Annotated in this window: 16 protein-coding genes and 1 tRNA gene; 5 read left to right on the top strand and 12 right to left on the bottom strand. The window is 41.7% G+C overall.

Annotation, left to right across the window (positions count from 1 at the left end):
- Positions 1 to 58 precede the first annotated feature (58 nt).
- The 7 genes from prmB to hutI form a co-directional block, all read right to left on the bottom strand.
- A complete protein-coding gene (prmB, locus tag M1E93_RS07565) occupies positions 59 to 991 on the bottom strand; it encodes a 50S ribosomal protein L3 N(5)-glutamine methyltransferase (RefSeq protein ID WP_004921227.1) in 933 nt (310 codons plus the stop codon).
- Between the two features lie 161 nt (positions 992 to 1,152).
- Positions 1,153 to 2,550: an amino acid permease gene (locus M1E93_RS07560; protein ID WP_014656287.1), complete on the bottom strand. Its 1,398-nt coding sequence runs from the start codon at positions 2,548 to 2,550 to the stop codon at positions 1,153 to 1,155.
- 206 nt (positions 2,551 to 2,756) lie between these two features.
- Positions 2,757 to 4,289 carry a histidine ammonia-lyase gene (gene hutH / locus M1E93_RS07555; protein ID WP_104873586.1) on the bottom strand — a complete coding sequence of 511 codons (1,533 nt, stop codon included), beginning with the start codon at positions 4,287 to 4,289 and terminating at the stop codon, positions 2,757 to 2,759.
- A gap of 12 nt (positions 4,290 to 4,301) precedes the next feature.
- On the bottom strand, positions 4,302 to 5,987 hold the full coding sequence (gene hutU, locus M1E93_RS07550) for a urocanate hydratase (RefSeq protein ID WP_004921233.1): 1,686 nt from the start codon (positions 5,985 to 5,987) through the stop codon (positions 4,302 to 4,304).
- Between the two features lie 380 nt (positions 5,988 to 6,367).
- Entirely contained in the window at positions 6,368 to 7,111 is a 744-nt protein-coding gene (gene hutC / locus M1E93_RS07545) for a histidine utilization repressor (RefSeq protein ID WP_004921235.1), read from the bottom strand.
- 244 nt (positions 7,112 to 7,355) lie between these two features.
- Positions 7,356 to 8,303, bottom strand: coding sequence for an IS30 family transposase (locus M1E93_RS07540; RefSeq protein WP_140035165.1), 948 nt, complete (start codon positions 8,301 to 8,303; stop codon positions 7,356 to 7,358).
- Between the two features lie 254 nt (positions 8,304 to 8,557).
- Positions 8,558 to 9,796, bottom strand: coding sequence for an imidazolonepropionase (gene hutI, locus M1E93_RS07535; RefSeq protein ID WP_014656290.1), 1,239 nt, complete (start codon positions 9,794 to 9,796; stop codon positions 8,558 to 8,560).
- Positions 9,797 to 10,039: 243 nt separating this feature from the next.
- On the opposite strand from hutI, the gene smrB reads away from it, so the two are divergent.
- A complete protein-coding gene (gene smrB, locus M1E93_RS07530; RefSeq protein ID WP_004921238.1) occupies positions 10,040 to 10,582 on the top strand; it encodes an endonuclease SmrB in 543 nt (180 codons plus the stop codon).
- Between the two features lie 97 nt (positions 10,583 to 10,679).
- On the opposite strand, the gene sixA is transcribed toward smrB, so the two are convergent.
- The 4 genes from sixA to M1E93_RS07510 all read right to left on the bottom strand — a co-directional run bounded on the left by sixA (position 10,680) and on the right by M1E93_RS07510 (position 15,781).
- Positions 10,680 to 11,165 (bottom strand): phosphohistidine phosphatase SixA, encoded by a 486-nt coding sequence (gene sixA, locus M1E93_RS07525; protein ID WP_004921240.1) that lies wholly within the window; start codon positions 11,163 to 11,165, stop codon positions 10,680 to 10,682.
- A 424-nt stretch (positions 11,166 to 11,589) separates the two neighbouring features.
- Positions 11,590 to 13,779 carry a fatty acid oxidation complex subunit alpha FadJ gene (gene fadJ, locus M1E93_RS07520; protein WP_004921242.1) on the bottom strand — a complete coding sequence of 730 codons (2,190 nt, stop codon included), beginning with the start codon at positions 13,777 to 13,779 and terminating at the stop codon, positions 11,590 to 11,592.
- The gene (fadI, locus tag M1E93_RS07515) at positions 13,779 to 15,098 is read right to left on the bottom strand and encodes an acetyl-CoA C-acyltransferase FadI (protein WP_004921245.1); all 1,320 of its coding nucleotides are present in this window, start codon (positions 15,096 to 15,098) and stop codon (positions 13,779 to 13,781) included. The genes fadJ and fadI overlap by 1 nt, the downstream gene beginning before the upstream one ends.
- Positions 15,099 to 15,484: 386 nt before the next feature.
- A complete protein-coding gene (locus tag M1E93_RS07510) occupies positions 15,485 to 15,781 on the bottom strand; it encodes a YfcZ/YiiS family protein (protein ID WP_004921249.1) in 297 nt (98 codons plus the stop codon).
- 352 nt (positions 15,782 to 16,133) lie between these two features.
- Here M1E93_RS07510 and fadL point away from each other — a divergent pair, with 352 nt between their 5' ends.
- Positions 16,134 to 17,474, top strand: a complete 1,341-nt coding sequence (gene fadL / locus M1E93_RS07505) for a long-chain fatty acid transporter FadL (RefSeq protein ID WP_426207247.1) — start codon at positions 16,134 to 16,136, stop codon at positions 17,472 to 17,474.
- A gap of 918 nt (positions 17,475 to 18,392) precedes the next feature.
- On the opposite strand, the gene mlaA is transcribed toward fadL, so the two are convergent.
- Positions 18,393 to 19,145, bottom strand: a complete 753-nt coding sequence (gene mlaA, locus M1E93_RS07500; RefSeq protein ID WP_014656294.1) for a phospholipid-binding lipoprotein MlaA — start codon at positions 19,143 to 19,145, stop codon at positions 18,393 to 18,395.
- 557 nt (positions 19,146 to 19,702) lie between these two features.
- Between mlaA and M1E93_RS07495 the strand changes: the two genes are divergently transcribed.
- The 3 genes from M1E93_RS07495 to M1E93_RS07485 all read left to right on the top strand — a co-directional run bounded on the left by M1E93_RS07495 (position 19,703) and on the right by M1E93_RS07485 (position 20,936).
- A tRNA-Arg gene (locus M1E93_RS07495) sits at positions 19,703 to 19,777 on the top strand.
- A 175-nt stretch (positions 19,778 to 19,952) separates the two neighbouring features.
- Positions 19,953 to 20,216 carry a hypothetical protein gene (locus M1E93_RS07490; protein ID WP_426207246.1) on the top strand — a complete coding sequence of 88 codons (264 nt, stop codon included), beginning with the start codon at positions 19,953 to 19,955 and terminating at the stop codon, positions 20,214 to 20,216.
- A gap of 507 nt (positions 20,217 to 20,723) precedes the next feature.
- On the top strand, positions 20,724 to 20,936 hold the full coding sequence (locus tag M1E93_RS07485) for a HEAT repeat domain-containing protein (protein WP_104873590.1): 213 nt from the start codon (positions 20,724 to 20,726) through the stop codon (positions 20,934 to 20,936).
- The last annotated feature ends 1,210 nt before the right edge of the window (positions 20,937 to 22,146 follow it).

Here is a 22,146-nt window from a genome sequence, read left to right as displayed (position 1 = left end):
ATATTTCATGATTGTTATTTTGATGTTGTGGTTGATTAGAATGCCGCGCAATATTTTCTTAATCAATATAAAGTTGAAAATGAGCATGATGTTCAACTAATTGCTCACGCGTCAACATAAATACTCCATCACCACCATACTCAAACTCTAACCAAATAAAGGGAATTTCTGGGTATTGTTCAATCAGATGTACCATACTGTTACCGACTTCGCAGATCAATACACCCTCATCACTCAGAAAGCGTGGTGCATTTGCTAAAATACGACGCACCAATTTTAAACCATCGCTTCCCGCCGCTAGCGCCAATTCAGGCTCAACGCGGAACTCTTCCGGTAAATCATCCATATCCTCAGCATCAACATAAGGTGGATTAGTCACAATTAAATCATACTTAACGTCAGGCATATCCCTAAACAGATCAGAGCGGATAGGAATAACGCGGTGCTCTAAACCATGATTCGCAATATTGTGTTCAGTAACGGCAAGCACATCGGTCGAGATATCGACCGCATCCACTTCCGCTTCAGGGAATTCATACGCACAGGCGATTGCGATACAGCCACTCCCTGTACACATATCAAGTATCGTTCGCGGCTCATCAGCCAACAAGCCAACAAAATGGTTGTTGATAAGCTCTCCAATTGGTGAACGAGGAATTAATACACGCTCATCCACATAGAACTCATGTCCACAGAACCACGAACAGTTAGTCAGGTAAGCCACTGGAACACGCTCATTAATACGACGCAATACACGTTCAATGATACGATGACGCTCCGTTGGGGTCAGGCGCGAGGTCAATAGTTCATCCGGTACATCAAGAGGTAAGTAAAGCGTTGGTAGCACTAATTGTAACGCTTCATCCCATGCATTATCAGTACCGTGACCATAATAAACATTGGCAGCATTAAAGCGGCTCATTGTCCAACGTAAAATGTCCTGAATGGTATGAAGCTCAGCAACAGCTTCATCAACGAAGATCTTTTCCAAGAAGGGTTTCTCCAGACTGTATATCGAAAGTGTTCAAGTTTGCCACGAAGTGAGACACAAATCAGCAGATTAATACAATAAAATCGCGAGGAAAACAGAGGGGAAGCTATTTAATGTCAAGAGGCCCCCTGTTTAAACTGGAGGCCTCTTAGGATAAGTCGTTATTCTACCGACTCAGCGTTGTAATTTACGTCAGTCTCCGCATTGGGTTGTTTAACCCACAGTGCATAAACGACGGCTAAAATCACCAACCAAACAATACCCACATATAAAGCAATACGTGTATCTTCAAAATAACCGAGTACCCCAAAGATAAATAGCATAAATATGATGGCAAGTGCTGGACCAACTGGCCATAATGGTACAGGGAATTTCAGTTTACTCACCTGCTCTGGCGTCATTTTGCGGCGCATGGCTACCTGTGATACCAAGATCATCAGCCATACCCAAATCGTGGCAAAGGTTGCAATCGATGCAATCACTAAGAACACTTTTTCAGGGATCAGATAATTCAATACCACCCCAACCAGCAAAATAATTGACATCACCAGTACGGTCATCCATGGCACACCATTTTTGGTCAGTTTAGTGAATACTTTCGGTGCCTGCCCTTCGTGTGCCATACCATACATCATACGGCCCGCCCCAAAGATGTCACTGTTGATAGCGGAGATTGCTGCGGTGATCACTACCACGTTCAAAATGTTTGCAGCCGATGCAATGCCTAGGCTATCAAAAATTTGTACGAATGGACTGCCTTGGTGACCAATTTGATTCCAAGGGTAGATACACATTAAGACAAATAAAGTTAAGACATAAAAGAGTAGGATACGAATTGGTACCGCATTGATAGCACGAGGAATTGTTACGTCAGGATTTTTAGCTTCACTTGCCGTAATACCAATGACTTCAATGCCCCCAAAGGCGAACATTACCACGGCAAACGATGCGATAACCCCTCCGATCCCATTTGGCATAAAGCCACCGTGCTCAAATAGGTTTGTAATACCGACTGCATGCTCAGAGGCTTGCCCAAAGCCAAACACCATAATCGCCGCACCGCCGATGATCATCGCGATAATTGCAACAATTTTGATGATAGAGAGCCAGAACTCCATTTCACCAAATACTTTTACATGACAAAGGTTAATTGCCCCGATAAAACAGATGATACTCAAAACCCAGATCCACTGAGCGACCTCAGGAAACCAGAGCTTCATATAAAAACCAAATGCGGTGACGTCTGCTAAGCAGACAATGAGCATTTCAAAAACATATGTCCAACCAGCAAAAAAACCTGCTCGTGGACCTAAATAGTGACTTGCATACTGTGAGAAGGAGCCAGCAAGGGGGTTATGTACCGCCATTTCCCCTAGGGCGCGCATCACCATAAAAACTGCCGCGCCACCAATAATATAAGCAATTAAAACCGCAGGGCCTGCCGTTTCAATCGCTTTTGCTGAACCATAAAAAAGACCTGTACCAATCGCTGCCCCGAGGGCCATAAACCGGATGTGACGCGCAGAAAGTCCACGCGTAAGTTTTGTTGTGCTTTGCATGATTTATCCTTCGTTTTTTATATACCCTAAATCATTCAAGCTACTTATCAGAATGATGAGTAGACACTAGCTCACTAAGGTGACAGACAGATATCTATCTCTCATGTCGCTTGAAGATTAATGGGTACTATTTTTAATAATGGTCGTGCAGATAAATACTACAAGCGGCCGATACATTGCCGACCGCTTATTATTTGCGTGATGTATTATTTAGGAAAAACCGAGTTTTCAGGGAACAATGTTGATAGCTTTTGTTCCGTAATGAGCTGAATTGCCGCATCAATATCAGGGGCAAAATAGCGGTCTTTATCATAATACGCGACTTTATCACGCAATATGTGACGGGCTTTTTCTAATACCTCGCTTGATTTTAAGCCCTCACGAAAGTCGATCCCTTGACATGCCGATAACCATTCAATGGCTAAAATGCCTGTCACATTTTTTGCTATTTCCCACAAGCGGCGGCCTGCTGCTGGCGCCATAGAGACATGGTCCTCTTGGTTTGCCGAGGTCGGTAAACTATCAACACTGGATGGATGTGCTAATGCTTTATTTTCACTCGCCAATGCTGCCGCAGTTACCTGAGCAATCATAAAACCAGAGTTGACCCCGCCATTATTAACGAGGAATGGTGGCAATTGAGACATGTGCGTATCCATCAATAACGCAATACGTCGTTCAGACAGTGCACCGATTTCGGCTAAAGCAAGCGCGATGTTGTCCGCAGCCATTGCCACTGGCTCCGCGTGGAAGTTACCGCCAGAGATAATGTCACCATTATCAGTAAAGACTAATGGGTTGTCAGAAACAGCATTCGACTCGATTAAAATTACCTCAGCCGCTTGACGAATTTGCGTCAAACAGGCCCCCATCACTTGAGGCTGGCAACGTAACGAATAAGGGTCTTGTACTTTAACGCAATTTTCATGAGATTGAGCCAACTCACTCGTTGGTGTTAACACCTCACGAAATAGTCTTGCAACATCAATTTGCCCTTTTTGACCACGCACCTCGTGGACGCGCGCATCAAATGGTTTGCGTGACCCCAATGCCGCTTCCACACTCAGAGAGCCACAAACAATACCGCTTAGCAGCAAGTTCTCAGCTTCAAATAACCCTTTTAGCGCAAACGCCGTTGATACTTGGGTGCCGTTTAATAGTGCTAGACCTTCTTTCGCTTCCAGTTTCAACGGTTTTAGCCCTGCTTTTTCAAGTGCCGATTTAGCGCTGAGCCATTTACCTTGATAGCGTGCTTTCCCTTCACCAAGTAGCAGCAAACTCATATGCGCTAAAGGTGCTAAATCACCAGAGGCACCAACTGAACCTTTAGCAGGAATAAAGGGATAAACTTGGTGATTCACTAACGCAATTAGGGCTTCAATCACTTCTAATCGAATACCAGAGAAGCCACGAGCTAAACTATTAATTTTTAAAACCATAATCAGACGAACCAATTCGTCATCAAGCGGTTCACCCACGCCCGCTGCATGTGACATCACAATAGAGCGTTGCAGCGATTGCAGATCTTTTGCAGCGATTCGGGTATTGGCTAATAAACCGAATCCTGTATTAATACCGTATGCCGTCTTATCTTCAGCAATAATCTTATTTACCGTTGCCACACTTTTTTCGATTGCCAAATGAGAGCGTTTATCGAGAGCAACCGTTACAGGCTGTGCAAGTACAATACGCAAATCATTCAGTGACATTTTTCCTGGATGGATAGTTAACTTAGTCATGCCCGGCTCCTCTTAGCGTGTTTTTAACATCGGTAGGTTAAGATTTTTTTCTTGTGCGCACTGAATCGCTATATCATAACCCGCATCAGCATGGCGCATGACACCTGTCGCAGGGTCATTGTGTAGAACACGAGCAATCCGCTCAGCAGCTTCATCAGTGCCATCGCACACAATCACCACCCCTGAATGTTGAGAGAAGCCCATACCGACCCCTCCACCATGGTGTAATGAAACCCATGTTGCTCCACTTGCTGTATTTAATAAGGCATTCAGTAAAGGCCAATCAGAGACGGCATCTGAACCATCTTTCATCGCTTCTGTTTCGCGGTTTGGGCTAGCAACTGATCCTGAATCAAGGTGATCTCGACCAATCACGATCGGCGCTGAAACTTCACCGCTTCTTACCATTTCATTAAAAGCTAAACCTAATTTCGCCCTATCCCCCAAGCCAACCCAACAAATACGTGCGGGTAAGCCTTGGAAACTGATACGTTCACGCGCCATATCTAACCAACGATGTAAATGCTTATCGTCAGGTAAAAGCTGTTTTACTTTTGCATCTGTTTTATAAATATCTTCAGGATCACCGGATAACGCCACCCAGCGGAAAGGACCAATACCGCGACAGAATAATGGGCGAATATAAGCAGGTACAAACCCTGGGAAATCAAAAGCATTTTTGACGCCCATTTCAAGGGCCATTTGACGGATATTGTTACCATAATCAAATGTTGGAATGCCTTGTTTTTGGAAGGCGAGCATCGCTTTAACATGTTCAGCCATCGATGCTTTTGCTGCTTTCGCTGTGCCTTCAGGATCTTTCACGCTACGCTCGCGATACTCTTCCCAACTCATCCCAACAGGTAAATAACCATTGAGAGGATCGTGAGCACTCGTTTGGTCGGTAACCATATCTGGGCGAACGCCACGTTTCACTAACTCTGGTAAGATTTCAGCCGCGTTAGCACATAAGGCGATTGATACAGCTTTCCCTTCCGAGGTGTATTTTTTGATACGCGCCAATGCATCATCCAGATCGGTCGCTTGCTCATCCACATAACGGGTACGCAAGCGAAAATCAATACGGCTTTGTTGACATTCGATATTCAGTGAACAGGCACCCGCGAGTGTTGCTGCTAACGGCTGCGCCCCGCCCATACCGCCTAACCCTGCCGTGAGCACCCAGCGCCCAGTTAAGTCACCATTATAATGTTGGCGCCCTGCTTCAACGAAAGTTTCATAAGTCCCTTGAACAATGCCTTGGCTACCAATGTAAATCCAGCTACCCGCCGTCATTTGGCCATACATTGCCAACCCTTTCGCATCCAATTCGTTAAAGTGTTCCCAGTTAGCCCAATGTGGTACAAGGTTTGAGTTTGCGATTAATACGCGAGGGGCATTTTCATGGGTTTTAAAGACGCCAACGGGCTTGCCAGATTGGACCAGTAGAGTTTCATCACTCTCTAAATTTTTAAGTGTTTCAACAATTTTGTCATAGCACTGCCAATTACGTGCCGCACGACCAATACCGCCATAAACGACCAGTTCATGTGGATTTTCGGCAACATCAGGATCTAGGTTATTCATCAGCATACGTAAAGGGGCTTCAGTCAACCAGCTTTTCGCGCTGAGAGTGTTACCTCGTGGTGCTCTGATATCACCATTTCTGTATTTATTATTTATCGTTGTCACATTCATACCCTCTTTCGATAGATTCAGCTTGTACTGATAACGTCTTTATATAGGTATAGTTGTATATACATGTACAATCAATACCCTATTTAACATCAAAATTGAGAATGAAATGCAGATAAATAATAATTACATATTATATTTCAATGGATTATGAAAAAACCACATCAAATTGGTGGTTAAATTTTCTTCTAAATCTGCCAGTGAGATCACATTAAATTTACAATTAATTCACATCTTTCAAGGGTTTTAGCGGGAAATATCAAAATTCACCATGAGATTAAGATAAACCTTCTACTCATGGTCAATATAGACGTAATTTTCAACATTTATTCGATAAAATACGCTAGGAAAGCAACCCCATAAAATAGCGTTGCCTTGAGATACTAAGAGGTAAAATGCCCTTTCAATTTATAGCGATGCCCCGGAAATAATAATTTCGTGCTAGTCACCACAAATGATTGGGACCATGTACGTCTTGAAATTAATAAGCAAGAAGAGCCTAACGCAATATTCAGCCATTTAGCGGCGCGCTCATCGGCTTCAATGGCCTCAACGATATGCTCACCTTCTGTTAATGGCGCCACCATTGAAAGGTAGTCATGAGGAGTGATGGTCAAAAAGTCTTGTTGTAGATAATCAGGAGCCGCTAGCGCATTGACATACCGATCTTCAATTTGCACTGGTACATCATTTTCGTAATGAATAATAATTGAATGGAATACCCTTGTTTCAGGGGCGATATTCAATTCCGCAGCCAACGAAACCGATGCAGCAACCTCTTCTAGCTTGATAATTTTACAGCTATATTGATGATTTCTTGCCAGAATTTCGGACTCAATGCTATGAACTTCAAATAGCGCTGATTGGCCTTTTGGCTCTGCGACGAATGTACCGACCCCTTGAACCCTAACTAACAGCCCTTCTGCTGTCAGCTCCCTTAATGCACGATTTGCCGTCATACGGCTACATTCGAATTGTTTGACCAATTCAGATTCCGAGGGAACACGATCATTCGCCTGCCACTCACCTGTATGGATTTTTTCTGTTATTAACTGTTTTACTTGCAAATAGAGCGGGATCGGGTTGTCTCTATTACCTTTTTTTTCTGCTGTCACAATCGTTTCCATTTTAAAAAGTAAAATGCCAAACCCTTAAAGTAAAAACTTAGGGTTACCGTTATACTATTAAGTTGTGCTATCAAATAGCGGATATTCTGACAGTCGCAAATAAAACTTAACCCTCTGTAAATATCCTACAAGTCTATTTACCAATTAAAGGCTAACAAAAACCCCTTACAGCATATATTACCACACAACAAATTGATAATGTTGGCAACACCAAACAAGGCGGATTCAAGTCCGAAGTGCAACGCTAAGCCGCCTTTCTTAGCTCCGCAAACACCACCGAAGGTTGTCTGAACCCCAGACACTTGCGTGGCCTGCTGTTCAACGCTCCCTGATAGCGTTGTAAGTCTTCTTCTGTCACTGTCCGCAGGTCTGTTCCTTTCGGGATAAACTGTCTTAACAACCCATTCGTATTCTCGTTCAGCCCACGCTCATGCGAGGCATACGGATGGGCAAAGTACGTATCTGCGTTCAGTGCTTCTGCTATCGCCTTGTGCTCACTAAACTCTAGACCGTTATCGAACGTTATTGTGTGACATACATCCTGATACTCACTCAGCAGTGAGATAATGGCCTTACTGACTTCCACCGCATCCTTTGAAAACACCTTTTTTGTCAGGTAAATACGGCTTTTGCGTTCTGCCAGTGTCACGATAGCACCAGTGCCCTGTTTACCCTGCACCAAATCGGCCTCCCAGTCCCCCAGACGGCTACGGTCATCGACGACTGACGGCCGTAGCTCAATGGATACCGCATCAGGGATGCGCCCTCGTTTCTGCCCGTAGCCCTTACGATATCGCCGTTTGCCCTGCCTAAGATGCCTGTACAACTCGCCACCGCTACGCTTATCCGCATAGATATACTGGTAAATCCATTCATGGCTGACGCTAAGACCAATAATGCTGCCAATTGCACTTATTTGCTCAGGACTCCACTTCCACTCCAGAGCAAATATCACGAAATCTATGGTCTGCTGAGGAATTGTCCTTTTGGCAGATGACAGCCGCCTATCACAGCACTTCTGGTGTGCCTGTTGTGGGTTATAACCAGTATCTGAAGTGTTACGCCTCAGTTCACGGGAGACCGTGGACTTGCTTACACCGATACGGATACCTATCTCATGGCAGGATAAATTATCCTCACGCAGTATCGATATCTGGTATCGTTGTCCTTCGGTTAGTTGCTGATACTTCATACTTACTCGCTCATCTTTGGTCGGAAGAGCAGGATAGCTTATCAGTAGCTAACCGTCCTTCCATCTAACATGACCGAGCGTTGCACTTATTATCTGAATTCGCGCCATAGGAATTTTATGATTTAATGAATTTCTAACAAAAATAACTAATAATCAGCTGATTTTATCGACATTATTCTATTTGAAGGAACGGTTTATATTCTCATCCCGTTCCTACTCCACCAGCGTGCAAACTATCTGATACTTTAATTCACTTATGAGTTATGATGACTAATATTGCCTTGATAAACTCGCATATATAATGGCTGGCTACCTTGCTCATAAATCATCTCAACGGGGTCAACCGCATTCCAAACCACAAAGTCAGCCTGATAGCCGACCTTAAGCTGTCCATGGCTTGCCTCGCGACCTAATGCTTTCGCAGCATGACAAGTAACTCCAGCCCATACTTCTTCAGGTGTTAATCTAAATAGTACAGCAGCCATATTCATGATCATACGTAGTGAAGCGAAAGGGCTTGTGCCAGGGTTAAAATCCGTTGATACCGCCATTGGTATTTGATGTTCACGCAACAGTTCTATAGGTGGCAATTTTTTCTCTCTCAAGAAATAAAAGGCGCCCGGAAGTAAAACGGCTACTGTTCCACTCTCTTTTAGTGCACGAATACCATTAAGATCAAGATACTCAATATGATCAACCGATAATCCCCGATAACTAGCAACCAGTTCGCTGCCTCCAAGGTTGGACAACTGCTCAACATGCCCCTTGACTGGGATCCCCAATTTTTGTGCGGCTGCAAATAGTTTTTGGCTCTGTTCTAGCGAAAAGCCCACCGTCTCACAAAAGACGTCAACGGCTTCAAATAACCCTTGCTGCCACAATGTTGGCATAATATCCGTACAAATTAGATCAATATATTCATCAGCTTTATCTTTATACTCAGGCGGTACCGTATGCGCTGATAGCAAAGTTGAACTGACTGTTACTGGGTATGCTTCGGCTAATTTTTTGGCAACCATGAGCTGTTTTTGCTCACTCTTCAAATCCAAGCCATAGCCTGACTTCATCTCAATGGTTGTGACACCTTCACGGATCAGCGCCTCTAATCGCGGTTGTGAAACCTGATAGAGTTCATCTTCATTTAACGCTCGCGTGGCACGTACAGTAGAGTTAATCCCACCACCTTGTTGGCTAATAGTCTCATAAGAGACACCATTCATCCGCTGCTCCCACTCGGCCGCACGATTGCCACCAAAAACCAAATGCGTATGGCAATCAATTAAACCTGGTGTAATTAAGCGCCCTTCTAGATCCACTACTTTACAATTAGCTGTATCTAACTCACCTTTTGGTTCAATCGCCACGATCTTATTCTCTCGCGTGACCATATCGTGATTTTCTAAGAGTCCATATGCCACGTTAGATCCCAGATCCATTGTAGCAATGCGGCCATTTCGCCAGACGACATCATGAGCAAGTGTTTTAAATGACATAACAGATCCTATGGGTTTAATAAGTACATTTACCACTGCAATAGATAACAGGTATATATATGTATATACAATTAGTCAATACAGCTACAATTGTCAATGTAAACTGCCCATAACGTTAAAATTTTGTTAGTTAAATCTTATAATCCACAGCTATAACCTTCGTCACCAAAAATAGGTTACACTAATGTAGATAAGTACTATCTGAAAAAGATAATTAAACAGCTAGCTAAGATAATTAATCGAATGAAAAATAAATTTGAATTAGACAAAGATGACATTCATCTATTTAAAGAAGCTATTCGCGGCACAAAAAAGATAGCACAAGATCAAATCTTGCATACTCCTGTGCGAACAAAAGTCACTCATCCTTCAAGTAAAAAAGTCCAACAAGAACAAATCGATGCTTCATTTTATTTTTCAGATGAATTTCAACCTCAATTGGAAGATGAAGGCCCAACTCGCTATTTGAAACCCGGCTCTAGCCCTTACGAACTGAAAAAATTGCGTCGAGGCGATTATGTTCCTGAACTTTTTCTTGATTTGCATGGCTTAACGCAATTAGAAGCGAAACAGGAAATTGGGGCGCTGATTGCCGCATGTAAACGCGAAAATGTCTTTTGTGCGTGCATTATGCACGGCCATGGTAAGCATATTTTAAAGCAGCAAACGCCACTGTGGTTAGCCCAACACCCAGATATTCTTGCTTTTCATCAAGCACCTAAAGAATGGGGCGGGAATGCGTCACTACTCTTATTAATTGAAACTCAAGAACACATTAGGCGCTAGCAATTTTCAGCGTCTTCATATTACACAATACAACGTTAGCCATTTTTCATCACGACAACAGACCGTTTAAAAGCCCCTAGGGGCTAACTGGTCGCCATTACTGATTGACTGAGAGTAATTGAGCTGGGCTGAGCATCCAATCTAAATGGGCTTTATGGTGCTTCACATCCATTTCAATGCAGGCAATCGAAGAAGTGATAAACATCGGAGGTGCTTCATGAGGGCATAACTCTGAAACTAAATACCCGACAAGAGGTAGATGAGACACCACCAATACGGCATTCGCTCCCATTATTGCTAGGTCACGAATATGATCTGCCACAAATGCCGCATTCCCACCGGGTGTTAACATCTCCATTACCGTAGCTTGTTCAGGTAGGCTAAGATGCTCACGGACAGTTTGTAGTGTTTGCTCTGCTCGAAGATAAGGACTTACTAGGACATGATCAATCTCTGGATGACGTTTATTCAACCATTGAGCCATCAATACCGAATCATCTTTCCCTTTTTGAGTTAACGCTCTTGCCGCATCACTTGCGGCCTGTAGTGCGGCATCACCATGACGCATAATATAAACTTGCATAATCCACCATCTGAGTAGCCTAGCAAATAGCACTGGCTAATCTTTTTGTTAAAATAATTTATTGTCAGAGTCACCATCAGTGGGGCGAAAAGTGATTCTGCATCAAACTACCGACAAATAAAATGATTTAAGTAATTTTTTGCGTTTAATTTTGTCTGAAAAGCATGCAGCAGTGGCCTAATTACCTTATTGCTCCCGCTCCCATCGGCCCCTCTGACCTACCAATTAACTACATTAGAGACCATCTAGCTTTTTCTATTTTCAATCAATAAAAAACCCGATGATTGCTATATTAAAGCAAATACATCAGGCTTTTTGGTTACATCATCGTACCTTAAAATACACAGTTGTACGCTAAGTGGTATTTCAGGTTGTTAATTAAAGAAGCCACCGTTATGGCTGCTTGAAAGTGGCTTCACAATACTCAACTTTTGTTTGCTGGAAAAAAGGTTTCATTTGTTTGTGCCATCTGACACAAGCGTTCACAAGGGCGGAATTTATCACCGTAACGCTCAGCTAACTGATTCATCGTATCTACTGTTTTTTGAATACCTAAGTTATCCATATATCGGAATGGCCCACCAAAAAATGGCGGGAAGCCAATACCAAATACCGCGCCAATATCCCCATCTCGTGCATTTTGGATAATATTCTCATCTAAACAGCGAACAGCCTCATTGAGCATCAACATCACACAGCGTTCAGCAATATCAATTTTGCTCAAATGATTTTGTGGCTGAATACCGATTAATGAATAGATACTGCTATCTACCTGACGCTTTTTAGATTTTTTCCAGAACATCAATTTAGATGCGGGTTGATGCCCATACAAATAAAAGCCTTTCCCATTTTTCTTGCCTTTACGGTCGTCTTTATTCACTTTATCCAGAAGCTCAGGAGCCTTAAACCTATCACCAAAGCGATTGACTAAAATAGGTAAAATTTTAGTTCCGACATCAATACCGACTTCATCTAATAAGTTAAATGGCCCAACAGGGAAGCCAAAATCAACAAGCGCACTATCAATATGCTCAATTGATTCGCCACTCATTAAACATTCAGCCGCTTCACACAAATAAGGCGCTAAAATACGATTCACATAAAAGCCTGCATCATCCCCCACAACAATGGCCGTTTTACCTTGGCGTTTCGCAAAAGCCACCACCGTCGCAATGGTTTCTGCATCTGTTTGCTGATGAGGGATCACTTCAACCAGAGGCATTTTGTCAACAGGGCTAAAATAATGTAGGCCAATCACTTTTTCAGGGTGGGCTGCATTTTCAGCGATTTGATGAATAGGTAATGAAGAAGTGTTCGAGGCAAAAATCGCCTTCCCGTGAGTGACCTCTTGTACCTCTGCAACCATCTTTTGTTTTAGTGAGAGATCTTCAAAGACAGCTTCAACCACAATATCAGCATGCTCAAACCCTTGATAATTTAGCGTGCCTGATATTTTTGCCATCACTGCATTACGCTCGCGAGCAAGCATGCGCCTTTTATTAACTCTTTGCGTTAATAGATCCCAGCTATAACGCAGTGAATGGGTAATGCCTTTCTCATTAATATCTTTAATACGGACAGGAAGATCACCTTTCATTGCGGTGACAAATGCAATCCCCCCTCCCATTAAACCGCCACCTAACACACCAATCTGCTTAAATGCGAGTGGTTTTGCACTAGACCCCGTTTCATTTTTTAATGCCGTTGTCGCAAAGAATAAGCTTCTTAGTGCGGCTGACTCTGGTGTCATCACTAACTCGCCAAACGCTTTGGCTTCTGCCTCATATCCGGCTTTAGCCCCTTTTTCTACCCCTGTTTTGACAACCTGAATAATTTTCTCTGGAGCAGGATAATGGCCTTTCGTTTTGCGCATTACGGTTTGTTTGGCGCTGGAAAAGACTTTATTACGTAATAAATTACTGCTTAATAAACGATGTTGCCAATGAATAGGCGCGCGTTGGATTTTACCTTTTTTCGCCATTGCAATAGCGACATCTAACAGAATGGTTTCAGGCACGACATCATCCACTAACCCCATTTTTAGTGCCTGTTTCGCGCGTAACTGTTTACCCGTTAACATCATATCCAGTGCATTTGGTATGCCAATTAATTTTGGTAAACGTTGGGTTCCACCTGAGCCGGGAAGTAAGCCTAATTGGACTTCAGGTAGGCCTAAACGCGTTTTATCGTCATTCGAGCACACTCTGACATGGCATGCTAATGCAAGTTCTAACCCACCACCGAGACAGGCTCCATGGATTGCCGCAACAATAGGTAAAGGATAGTTTTCTAGCTTTTCGAAAAGCAGGTGCCCTTCTCGAGATAACTCACTGGCTTGCTCTTTACTTTGGCAGTTAGCAATCATGCTAATATCCGCGCCCGCGATAAAACTGTCTTTTTTCCCAGAGGTGATCACCAATCCTTTTAAACCAGGTGTCGACTGTGCTTGCTGTAAAATAGAGAGGAACTGTTGTGCAAACTCAGCCTTCAATGTGTTGACCTTTTCATTTGGTACGTCAATGAAAATGACACCCACTGTTTGGGCATGAACTTCAAGGCGAAAAGCTTCATGCACGAGGCCGGCTTGAACCCCTGTTTCTGAATGGTGCGTCATTATTCCACCTCCAAAATCATTGCAGCGCCCAACCCACCAGCAGCACATGCTGTTGTTAAACCAAACCCACCACCTCGGCGACGTAATTCATGCAGTGTTTGTGTCACCATACGCGCTCCTGTTGCAGCGAATGGATGACCATAAGCAATAGACCCACCAAGCACATTGAACTTATCCATATCTACTTCACCAATTTCTTTTGATAACCCCAATTTTTCTTGAGCAAATTGGCGACTAGAAAAGAGTTTAAGATTCGCTAGCGTCTGAGCGGCAAAAGCTTCATGCATATCGATTAATGTCAAATCTTGTAGCGTCAACCCCGCACGTTTAAGCGCTATTGGTGTCGCATAAGAAGGGCCTAACAGCATATCTTGCCAAACATCAATAGCAGAGAAAGCAAAGCTACGTATATAACCTAATGGGGTATAACCTAATGCTTTAGCACGAGATTCCGTCATCATTAGCACGGCGGCCGCTCCGTCGGTCAGTGGTGTACTATTGGCTGCCGTCACCGTACCGTGTTTACGATCAAATGCAGGTTTTAACTTTGCATAAGAAGATAAAACTGAATTTGTACGGATATTATTATCTTGAGTGAAGGCTTGTTTGAATGGCGGCATGTAAGCACTCATCACCTCTTGCTCCAAAACACCACTTTCCCAAGCTTTGGTCGCGAGCAGATGTGAGCGATGCGCAAGTTCATCTTGCTGCTCACGAGTGATATGATACGTTTTCGCCATTTGCTCCGCCGTATCCCCCATCCGTAAACCTGTCGAATATTCTGCAACGGCGGGTGCGACAGGTAACAGATCTTTTAGACGTAATTTCGACATCAATGAAAGCTTTTGCCCGAATGACTTCGCTTTACTTAATGACAAAAGCGTTGCTGCAAGTTTCTTGGAAACCCCGATAGGTAATACAGAAGATGAATCTGCACCTCCAGCAATACCAACTGAGATATGACCAGCCATCATACTCTCAGCAATATTTGCCATAGCCTGAAAACTCGTCGCACAAGCGCGAGAAACACTATAGGCATCCGTCGAGACACTCATACCTGTACCGAGCACTATCTCCCGCGCAATATTCGGGGCTTCTGGCATTTGTACCACTTGCCCAAACACCAGCTGTTCAATAAGTTGTTTTTCAATACCGCTTCGACTTAGCAGTTCTGCAACAACAGCTTTTCCCAGATCAACCGCAGCAATACCTTGATATGCTGTGGCTTGCTTGGCAAAAGGTAAACGGAGGCCGCTAATAATTGCTATCCTCTCTTTTGCTGCATAAGTGCTTTCGCCATGATGGGAAAGTTGATTCATGGTAGCTCCTGCTAAAAAGTGATAAACCGTTTTTTATGACCTCTAAACCTTTCATGCTGGTTTCTGTAGCCACAAGTGAAACCCGCACTTTAAAATAATAGGTGTAACTTATTTATATTTAACCGATTCTCGTAACCTGTTAAAAAAGTGCTTGTGGCTAGCTGACCCTCGCTAAAGAGGTCTGACCTGTTTAATATTGTTAACATAAACGTTACATTCAGAAAATAGCGACATTAAGAAAATGCGAGCTTGCACACAACTTAATGAATATTAATGAAAGCAGAAAAGAGTTGAGCAGAAAATAAAGGGAATTAAATAGAAAAACACCTTCACTATAGCGCAATTAGACTATAGTGAAGGAGATAAAGAGTTAATCAGTTGTTTGATTAGCGTAAGCCTAATTGAAAAATCAGACTTTCTGCTTCACAACTAAAAGTAAAGTTTGCAGACAACTCAACACCACCTTCAACATTGGTGATGGAATGGTCGATAGCACAAGGTTCTGACTCAACAGATTTGGCCTTTTCAGTTAGCTGTTTCAACATAGATTCCGCTTCTTCATGGCTCGCGAAAACATGCTGATACGATGCAGTGCAATCTTTATTATCTAAAACTGTACCCACATCTACACAGCAGCAAGCAGCAGTTTCTTCCGCGCTACAACGGTTAATCGCATCAGTCATTTTACTCTCCAAATCAACAAACTGTTAAGTTGCTATCATAACGCTGAAAAAGAGAGAAAAACCAGTGTATATCAAGCCTATTCCCTGACTATCTGAGATAAGTTTGATCTAACCCCATAAATACTCATCAATGACAGAATTACGCCCAACGGATGTTGCCATTTTGTTAAATACATCGCAATTTTGAAAACAATTTGTATATAAACGAAAAACATGCTTGCAACATATGAGGTGGTCAGACCTATACTCTAGTAACTGGTCTGATTTGTCATAGAGGCAAGCGACCCTACAATTCTGCGCTTCTTGCGATAGAAGTCGCCTAATATACATAATAAACAAGAGGGTTTTGGTCATGAGCCAGAAAAACCTATTTACTCGATCAGCTTTAGCAATAGCAGTGGCAATAGTTTCATCTAATGCGGGCGCCGCTGGTTTTTTGCTTAATGAATATTCCACATCTGCGCTCGGACGTGCATTTTCGGGAGCCGGCGCACTCGGTGACAACGCAAGTGAAGGTAGTCGTAACCCTGCTGCAATGATGTTATTTGATCGCCCAGCCATTTCAGTCGGTGCAGTTTATATTGACCCAAGTGTTGATATTAAAGGGCGTGGAGCATCTCCTTTAGGCAGTAACTTAACCGCAAATGATATTGCACCAAGCGCTCTCGTGCCTAACGCGCATTTCATTTTCCCTATCAATGATAAGTGGGCGGTAGGTACATCAATGACCACCAACTTTGGCCTCGCAACTGACTTTAGTAAAAACTATGCAGCAGGCCCTATTGGCGGTAAAACTGACCTGAAAACAGCCAACTTAAATTTAAGTGGTGCATACCGTTTAAATGATAACTTTAGTTTTGGTTTAGGTGTCAATGCGGTTTATGCCGATGCTGAAATCACTCGCCATGCAGGTGATTTAGGTAAATTAGGTAAATTAACACCAAAACTTGAATTACCCCCTATTCCTGCTAGTACCACAATGGCAAAACTGACAGGCGATGATTGGGGCTACGGCTGGAACGCAGGTATCCTCTACGAACTCAATCCAGATAACCGTTTTAGTTTAACCTATCGTTCTAAAGTTACCGTCAAGTTTAAAGATGGTAAGTACTCAAGTGACCTTCCAAGTAATAACCCTTACCTTAATGGCGCTGGTATTGTCGGCACTGATGGTGAAAAAATCAAAGGTAAGCTTGACCTAAACCTTCCTGATATTTGGGAGTTCTCAGGTTACCATAAAGTTGCTCCAAAATGGGCATTGCACTACAGCGTAGCTTATACTGGCTGGAGTGAATTCAAAGATTTAACAGCATATCGTAGTAGTGATGGAAAGCGATTATTCCACAAGGCTGAAAATTTTAAAGATGCTTGGCGTTTCGCAGTAGGTACAACCTATTACTATGATGATAACTGGACATTCCGTACAGGTATCGCCTATGACGAAAGCCCTGTACCGACAAAATACCGTTCAATTTCCATCCCAGACCAAGATCGCTATTGGTTAAGTGCGGGTACAACCTATGCATTTAATGAAAATGCTTCTGTAGACTTGGGTATTTCTTATATGTACGGTAAAAAAGTCAACATATCTGAGAAGCTAGTAGAAACTAACGCACTGCCACTTCCTGCTTATGAGTTTAAATCTGAAGGGTCAGCCTGGTTGTATGGTGTGAACTTCAACTACACATTCTAATTGTGTCGATGCAAATAAATAACAGGGGATGATCCCTCTGCCAAACCGTTAGCTAACCCCATGCTTTTCTACATGGGGTTTCTTGTTTAAGGAACATAATCGTTAAAATGATTCTCCCATTATCTTCTGAACGTCATTAATGAAAACGATAACTCATTTTAATTGGCACCAATCTCTCTTTTTAGTCCTAAAAGGATAAAAAAGAGTGTTAACCTAGTTACTGTCTCCATCTTATATGTCGTAGCTGCAATAAACCTAAAACACGGACAAACAGAAATAAAAACTCTCACACCAAAAATTTACCTTTATACAAAATAATTAACTAATATCCATTCGGTTTTCTTGAAAATAAATACCCATTAATTATTAAAACAGAAAAATACACTACTTTAAATCCCCTTAAAAGTGAGTTTGAGGCCGTTCAGACCTGAAGTGCTCTTGACTTTTATCCCTGTAAATCTATAAATTAAATTGTGGCTTGAATGTTATCTTAGTATTAACTAATGATTTATCGGGCTTATCACTGTAAAACTATTTCAATTTCTTCTTTCTCGATCACTTCGTTGTAAATAGTTTTGCAATTCATTTTCATAACATCACACACCCTGCATGTTCTTGTCACTACGTCTAGTACAATGTAGTCATTGTCTGGTTCGGCGTAGCGCCGCTAGCATATAGGAAAAATAAATTAACGTTTAAGCAATAATCGTAAGCTAACCGTTAATTCTAAAGAGGTTAATATGACGATATAGAGAGGAGGTATTTATGGGAACACTGTTTACGGTTGGCTTTATTGGTGTTTTAGGTGTTATTGCTCTGATTGATGCAATCACTTCTCGAGGAAAACGAGGCAATGAATAATACTCTTATCACTCTCTGATGCCATACATAGCAAAAGAGAGTGATAGCTTCCTGTCATTAATCGATAGAATCTAAATCATCTTCGATAGCTGAGGCATTTGGATTTTCCGTCGCTTTTAACTCCCCACCACTTGATAAGAAATCATTTCGCTGGAAATATGCTTCACGCATCAACAAATAAGGATCAGACGAATTTTTCAGCAATCCATCCGAATCGAGTAGCTGGGAACGTGTTTCGATGCCTTCTAAGGCCCATTTACCTGCCGACATCCAGAATGTCAGATAGCTCAACATTGGGTAAAGATCATCAACTAAATTACCGCCCTCTTCACGTGGTGTAAAACTACCGTAACCAGGTAACACCACATAAGGACCATAACCTACATCATAGTAACCCAATGTGTTACCAAAACGTTTAGGATCTTCTTTTGCTAACTGCGGGTTAGCCATTGAAGCTACATCAATGAGTCCTCCAACACCAAAGACGGTGTTAAGGAAGAAACGGTTAAAGTGTTTAAACCCTTGGCTGACTTCACCTCGTAAAAAGCTGTTCAGCATGCTGGCTGGCTCTTCAAGGTTGACAAAGAAGTTCGTTAAACCATTTCGTGCAGGCATAGGTACATAATCGCGCCAAGCAACGGCAACCGGCCTTAAGATATAGGGATCTAACACATTGTAGTTAAAATTGAACATCGCTCGGTTAAAACCTTCAAGCGGATCTGAGCGCTCCTGAGTTTCAGGATTAATTGAGCTTGAACACCCAACAAGCAAAACCCCCGCAAGAAGAACGCCACTCATGCGAAACTTCATAATACTCTCCATTCCCTGTACCACCAGCCATGGCACTTCAATTCAAATTATAAACCAATGCGTTTATATTAAAACCAAATAAATATAATTGTTAACCAATTTGAGTGCTCAATATGACCAAGCAACCATAACGCTAAGTATACATTATTAAGTATATTGTTTTTATAAGAAAAGTGATCAAATGCACGATTGGCTAACTGTATCCGTTACAATGGAGTAATAAACAGTACAGTATTCACGAGGCTTAGAATGGGCTTTTTAAGATAAGCGATAAACATCGGCGCTCACTGAGTTTACTAAGCATTACTCATCAAAAATGGTTATTCAGCGCAAAAATGCGAATCTCGATTTACGGCTTATCCCTGCATAGGATGAGCAATTCACGCCATAATTACCCTCAATAATAACATTACGTGTTTTTATAGTTTCATTAACATATCGCGCAAAAGATCACCTAAAACTATAGTTTATTACTCTTTTATCAAAGAAATTCCACGTAACAACTTGATTCAATTAGAAGTCAGAAGTAGAATGCCGGACGTTGTAACATAATTTATGTCCCCTTAGTTAAATGGATATAACGAGCCCCTCCTAAGGGCTAGTTGTAGGTTCGATTCCTGCAGGGGACGCCACTGTAAGCCAATAAACCCGCTATCCTCCCACTAAAAACCTGCTTTACCTGTCCGTTGAGTTAAATAATACTAAACTGAATAAATATTTCTCAGGGGAATATGGGGTCTCACACACTTTTATTACCCCAATGAAACTAAACGTAATTCCAAGATAACGCCTATAAACAAACCGATGATGATGGTTGATGTTTTAATGTATCGTCCACTGGCGCAAAGTTTTAATAGACTCGATAAAAAGAAAAACTTCATACTATCGAGTTATATCCTGCCATTAGTTTTGCGTGTCTTGCTGCACGATAAAACTGAAACTGCTCTGGCAAATTCTGTTCGTTACCCTATAGCAGCAATGATTTTCTCTTGTACACCATTAATCGACATTGAGTATCAATGCCCTAATGTGGCTAAGTCTGTTCAGCTCTTCATGCTATCAATTATCTAGCATTACTGCGGCATTGGCTGTGTTTTGTCGGCTTTACATCACCGCATAGCGTATTAGCACATTAGGCACTAACAATAGTAATCAACTTGCCAGCTAATACCCTCTAAACCATTTTTTATACGTCAAGCCTGTATTTTACTTTCGGCCTCTTTTCCGGTTTCATCTCGTCATGAATAAGTTAACACTGTTCCTTGTTGCTTGCGCGCGTGTAAAAGGTTTTCATCTCAAAGTCACTTATTAGCCACCATAGCTAATAGACAACATTAATCAAGCCCCCCATCAAAAAGCGATTGATTCTTCAAAGGCATGTTATTCAAGGCCCCACATTGCTTTAACTAAATCCCAGCACTGTGACATCCATTACCCGTTTAAGTTAGATTCCAAACATATTCCGAGTTAAAATAACAATTAATTTCATTTAGTGCTCAATAAATGAATGAAAATATTCTTTAATTCCATTTAATATATCAAAATGAGAAATCAAATATGGATTTGAAGGTAAGTTATATGGAAAATAATATAATTCATACACTCGTTGAATTAACAAATAGAGGTAATGACGATGTTAAAATAGCCGCAATCACCGCTCTCGGAGATTACAAGGCAACGATTGAACAGCAAACTGCTATTTCTAGGCTTATTGAGTTGTGCAAGGACCCCAATAAGGATGTGGCAATTTCAGCCATAAAAGCCTTAAGTAAGCTTGCAGAATTCTTTTAACTTATTGTAAACACTCCGTTCTAATGTAATTTAGCAAATACATCGCCTGCTGTTCGTTCTCAGCTATCATCACTAATCTTGTTCAACTGCTACATTAGGTCGTGCGGTATCTCCATGATTCTGTTTTGTCAATAACGAAGCCGACATGACCATCTCCGATATGTGAAAAAACACAATACAACCGCATTTAAGTTAAAATAAGTTTACGCCATCGCTAAGATATGAGCGAGGAGAATGAATGCCATAACGCGCTATCATTACATTGGCGAAGCCTACTCATTAAGGAGCTGGTTTAGCTATCCCAACTAATCCACGACGTTTGGGTCGATAGAAAATAAATCTAATTACAGGATAAATAGCATCCTCCATGAATGCATTCACCTGCCTAACGCAATGCTTTGCAACGTCTAAGTTTATCACTGTTTTTTCTGATAACGCATCTAAAACATTTTATGAGCTTTTGTATTATGTATAGCATTTAATAACAGCCTCACGAAAGGGATTACTGCTTAGTAAAAATTATTATTAATACGCATTTCAACAAACTCAAATTACCTTTTATCACCTATTCCGCTTATCATGGCGTCCCCTGTAGGAATCGAACCTCCAACTAGCCCTTAAGAAGGATTCGTTATGTCCATTTAACTAAAGGGATATAAATTACCTTACAACGTTCGGATATTTCTTACTTCTAACTCATTCTCCATTTTGTGTGGAGAGTGAAAGTAACCATCATTAATATCTGAAATTACATATCTTCTAATCTAAATAACGTATCCGTATTTTTTACTATTCATTAGCTAAGTCACATCAATACAAATCCTCTATCCCGATGGAATATATTTTTTGTCTTTGGTAGTTGTTGCACTCCCTATTAACTGTGCGGCCTATCATTTTTATTTCCTTAGATAAAGAGATTTTTACTGTTATCAATGTTGAACCAACAGAGTCGATAAATCAAAAATGCTATTGTCACTCGCTATAAACGAACCGCTATAGTATCGGTAACCCCAATAATCTAAAAAAGAAAGCTTTCCATTTCATGATAAAAATCATCAAATCCAGACATGTCCCATATAAAGTGTGAATCATACAGTACATTCACTCAAAATAGGATAATTCTTGAATTAACTCTTTTACTCTATTAAAGCTAATAAACAACCATAAGTTGTCCCTTTATGAAGATAAAAATTCTCATATGATGATTTAT

The sequence above is a fragment of the Providencia sp. PROV272 genome, assembly GCF_049901975.1.
GTDB lineage: Bacteria > Pseudomonadota > Gammaproteobacteria > Enterobacterales > Enterobacteriaceae > Providencia > Providencia stuartii.
Note: the sequence above shows the minus strand (reverse complement) of the source record. Positions and strands in the feature narration are given on the sequence as shown.

Bases quoted from the DNA above. Each gene is read 5' to 3' on its own strand.
- M1E93_RS07560 (WP_014656287.1), bottom strand. From the start codon at position 2,550: ATGCAAAGCACAACAAAACTTACGCGTGGACTTTCTGCGCGTCACATC.
- hutH (WP_104873586.1), bottom strand. From the start codon at position 4,289: ATGACTAAGTTAACTATCCATCCAGGAAAAATGTCACTGAATGATTTG.
- hutU (WP_004921233.1), bottom strand. From the start codon at position 5,987: ATGAATGTGACAACGATAAATAATAAATACAGAAATGGTGATATCAGA.
- hutC (WP_004921235.1), bottom strand. From the start codon at position 7,111: ATGGAAACGATTGTGACAGCAGAAAAAAAAGGTAATAGAGACAACCCG.
- M1E93_RS07540 (WP_140035165.1), bottom strand. From the start codon at position 8,303: ATGAAGTATCAGCAACTAACCGAAGGACAACGATACCAGATATCGATA.
- hutI (WP_014656290.1), bottom strand. From the start codon at position 9,796: ATGTCATTTAAAACACTTGCTCATGATGTCGTCTGGCGAAATGGCCGC.
- smrB (WP_004921238.1), top strand. From the start codon at position 10,040: ATGAAAAATAAATTTGAATTAGACAAAGATGACATTCATCTATTTAAA.
- sixA (WP_004921240.1), bottom strand. From the start codon at position 11,165: ATGCAAGTTTATATTATGCGTCATGGTGATGCCGCACTACAGGCCGCA.
- fadJ (WP_004921242.1), bottom strand. From the start codon at position 13,779: ATGACGCACCATTCAGAAACAGGGGTTCAAGCCGGCCTCGTGCATGAA.
- fadI (WP_004921245.1), bottom strand. From the start codon at position 15,098: ATGAATCAACTTTCCCATCATGGCGAAAGCACTTATGCAGCAAAAGAG.
- M1E93_RS07510 (WP_004921249.1), bottom strand. From the start codon at position 15,781: ATGACTGATGCGATTAACCGTTGTAGCGCGGAAGAAACTGCTGCTTGC.
- fadL (WP_426207247.1), top strand. From the start codon at position 16,134: ATGAGCCAGAAAAACCTATTTACTCGATCAGCTTTAGCAATAGCAGTG.
- mlaA (WP_014656294.1), bottom strand. From the start codon at position 19,145: ATGAAGTTTCGCATGAGTGGCGTTCTTCTTGCGGGGGTTTTGCTTGTT.
- M1E93_RS07490 (WP_426207246.1), top strand. From the start codon at position 19,953: ATGATGGTTGATGTTTTAATGTATCGTCCACTGGCGCAAAGTTTTAAT.
- M1E93_RS07485 (WP_104873590.1), top strand. From the start codon at position 20,724: ATGGAAAATAATATAATTCATACACTCGTTGAATTAACAAATAGAGGT.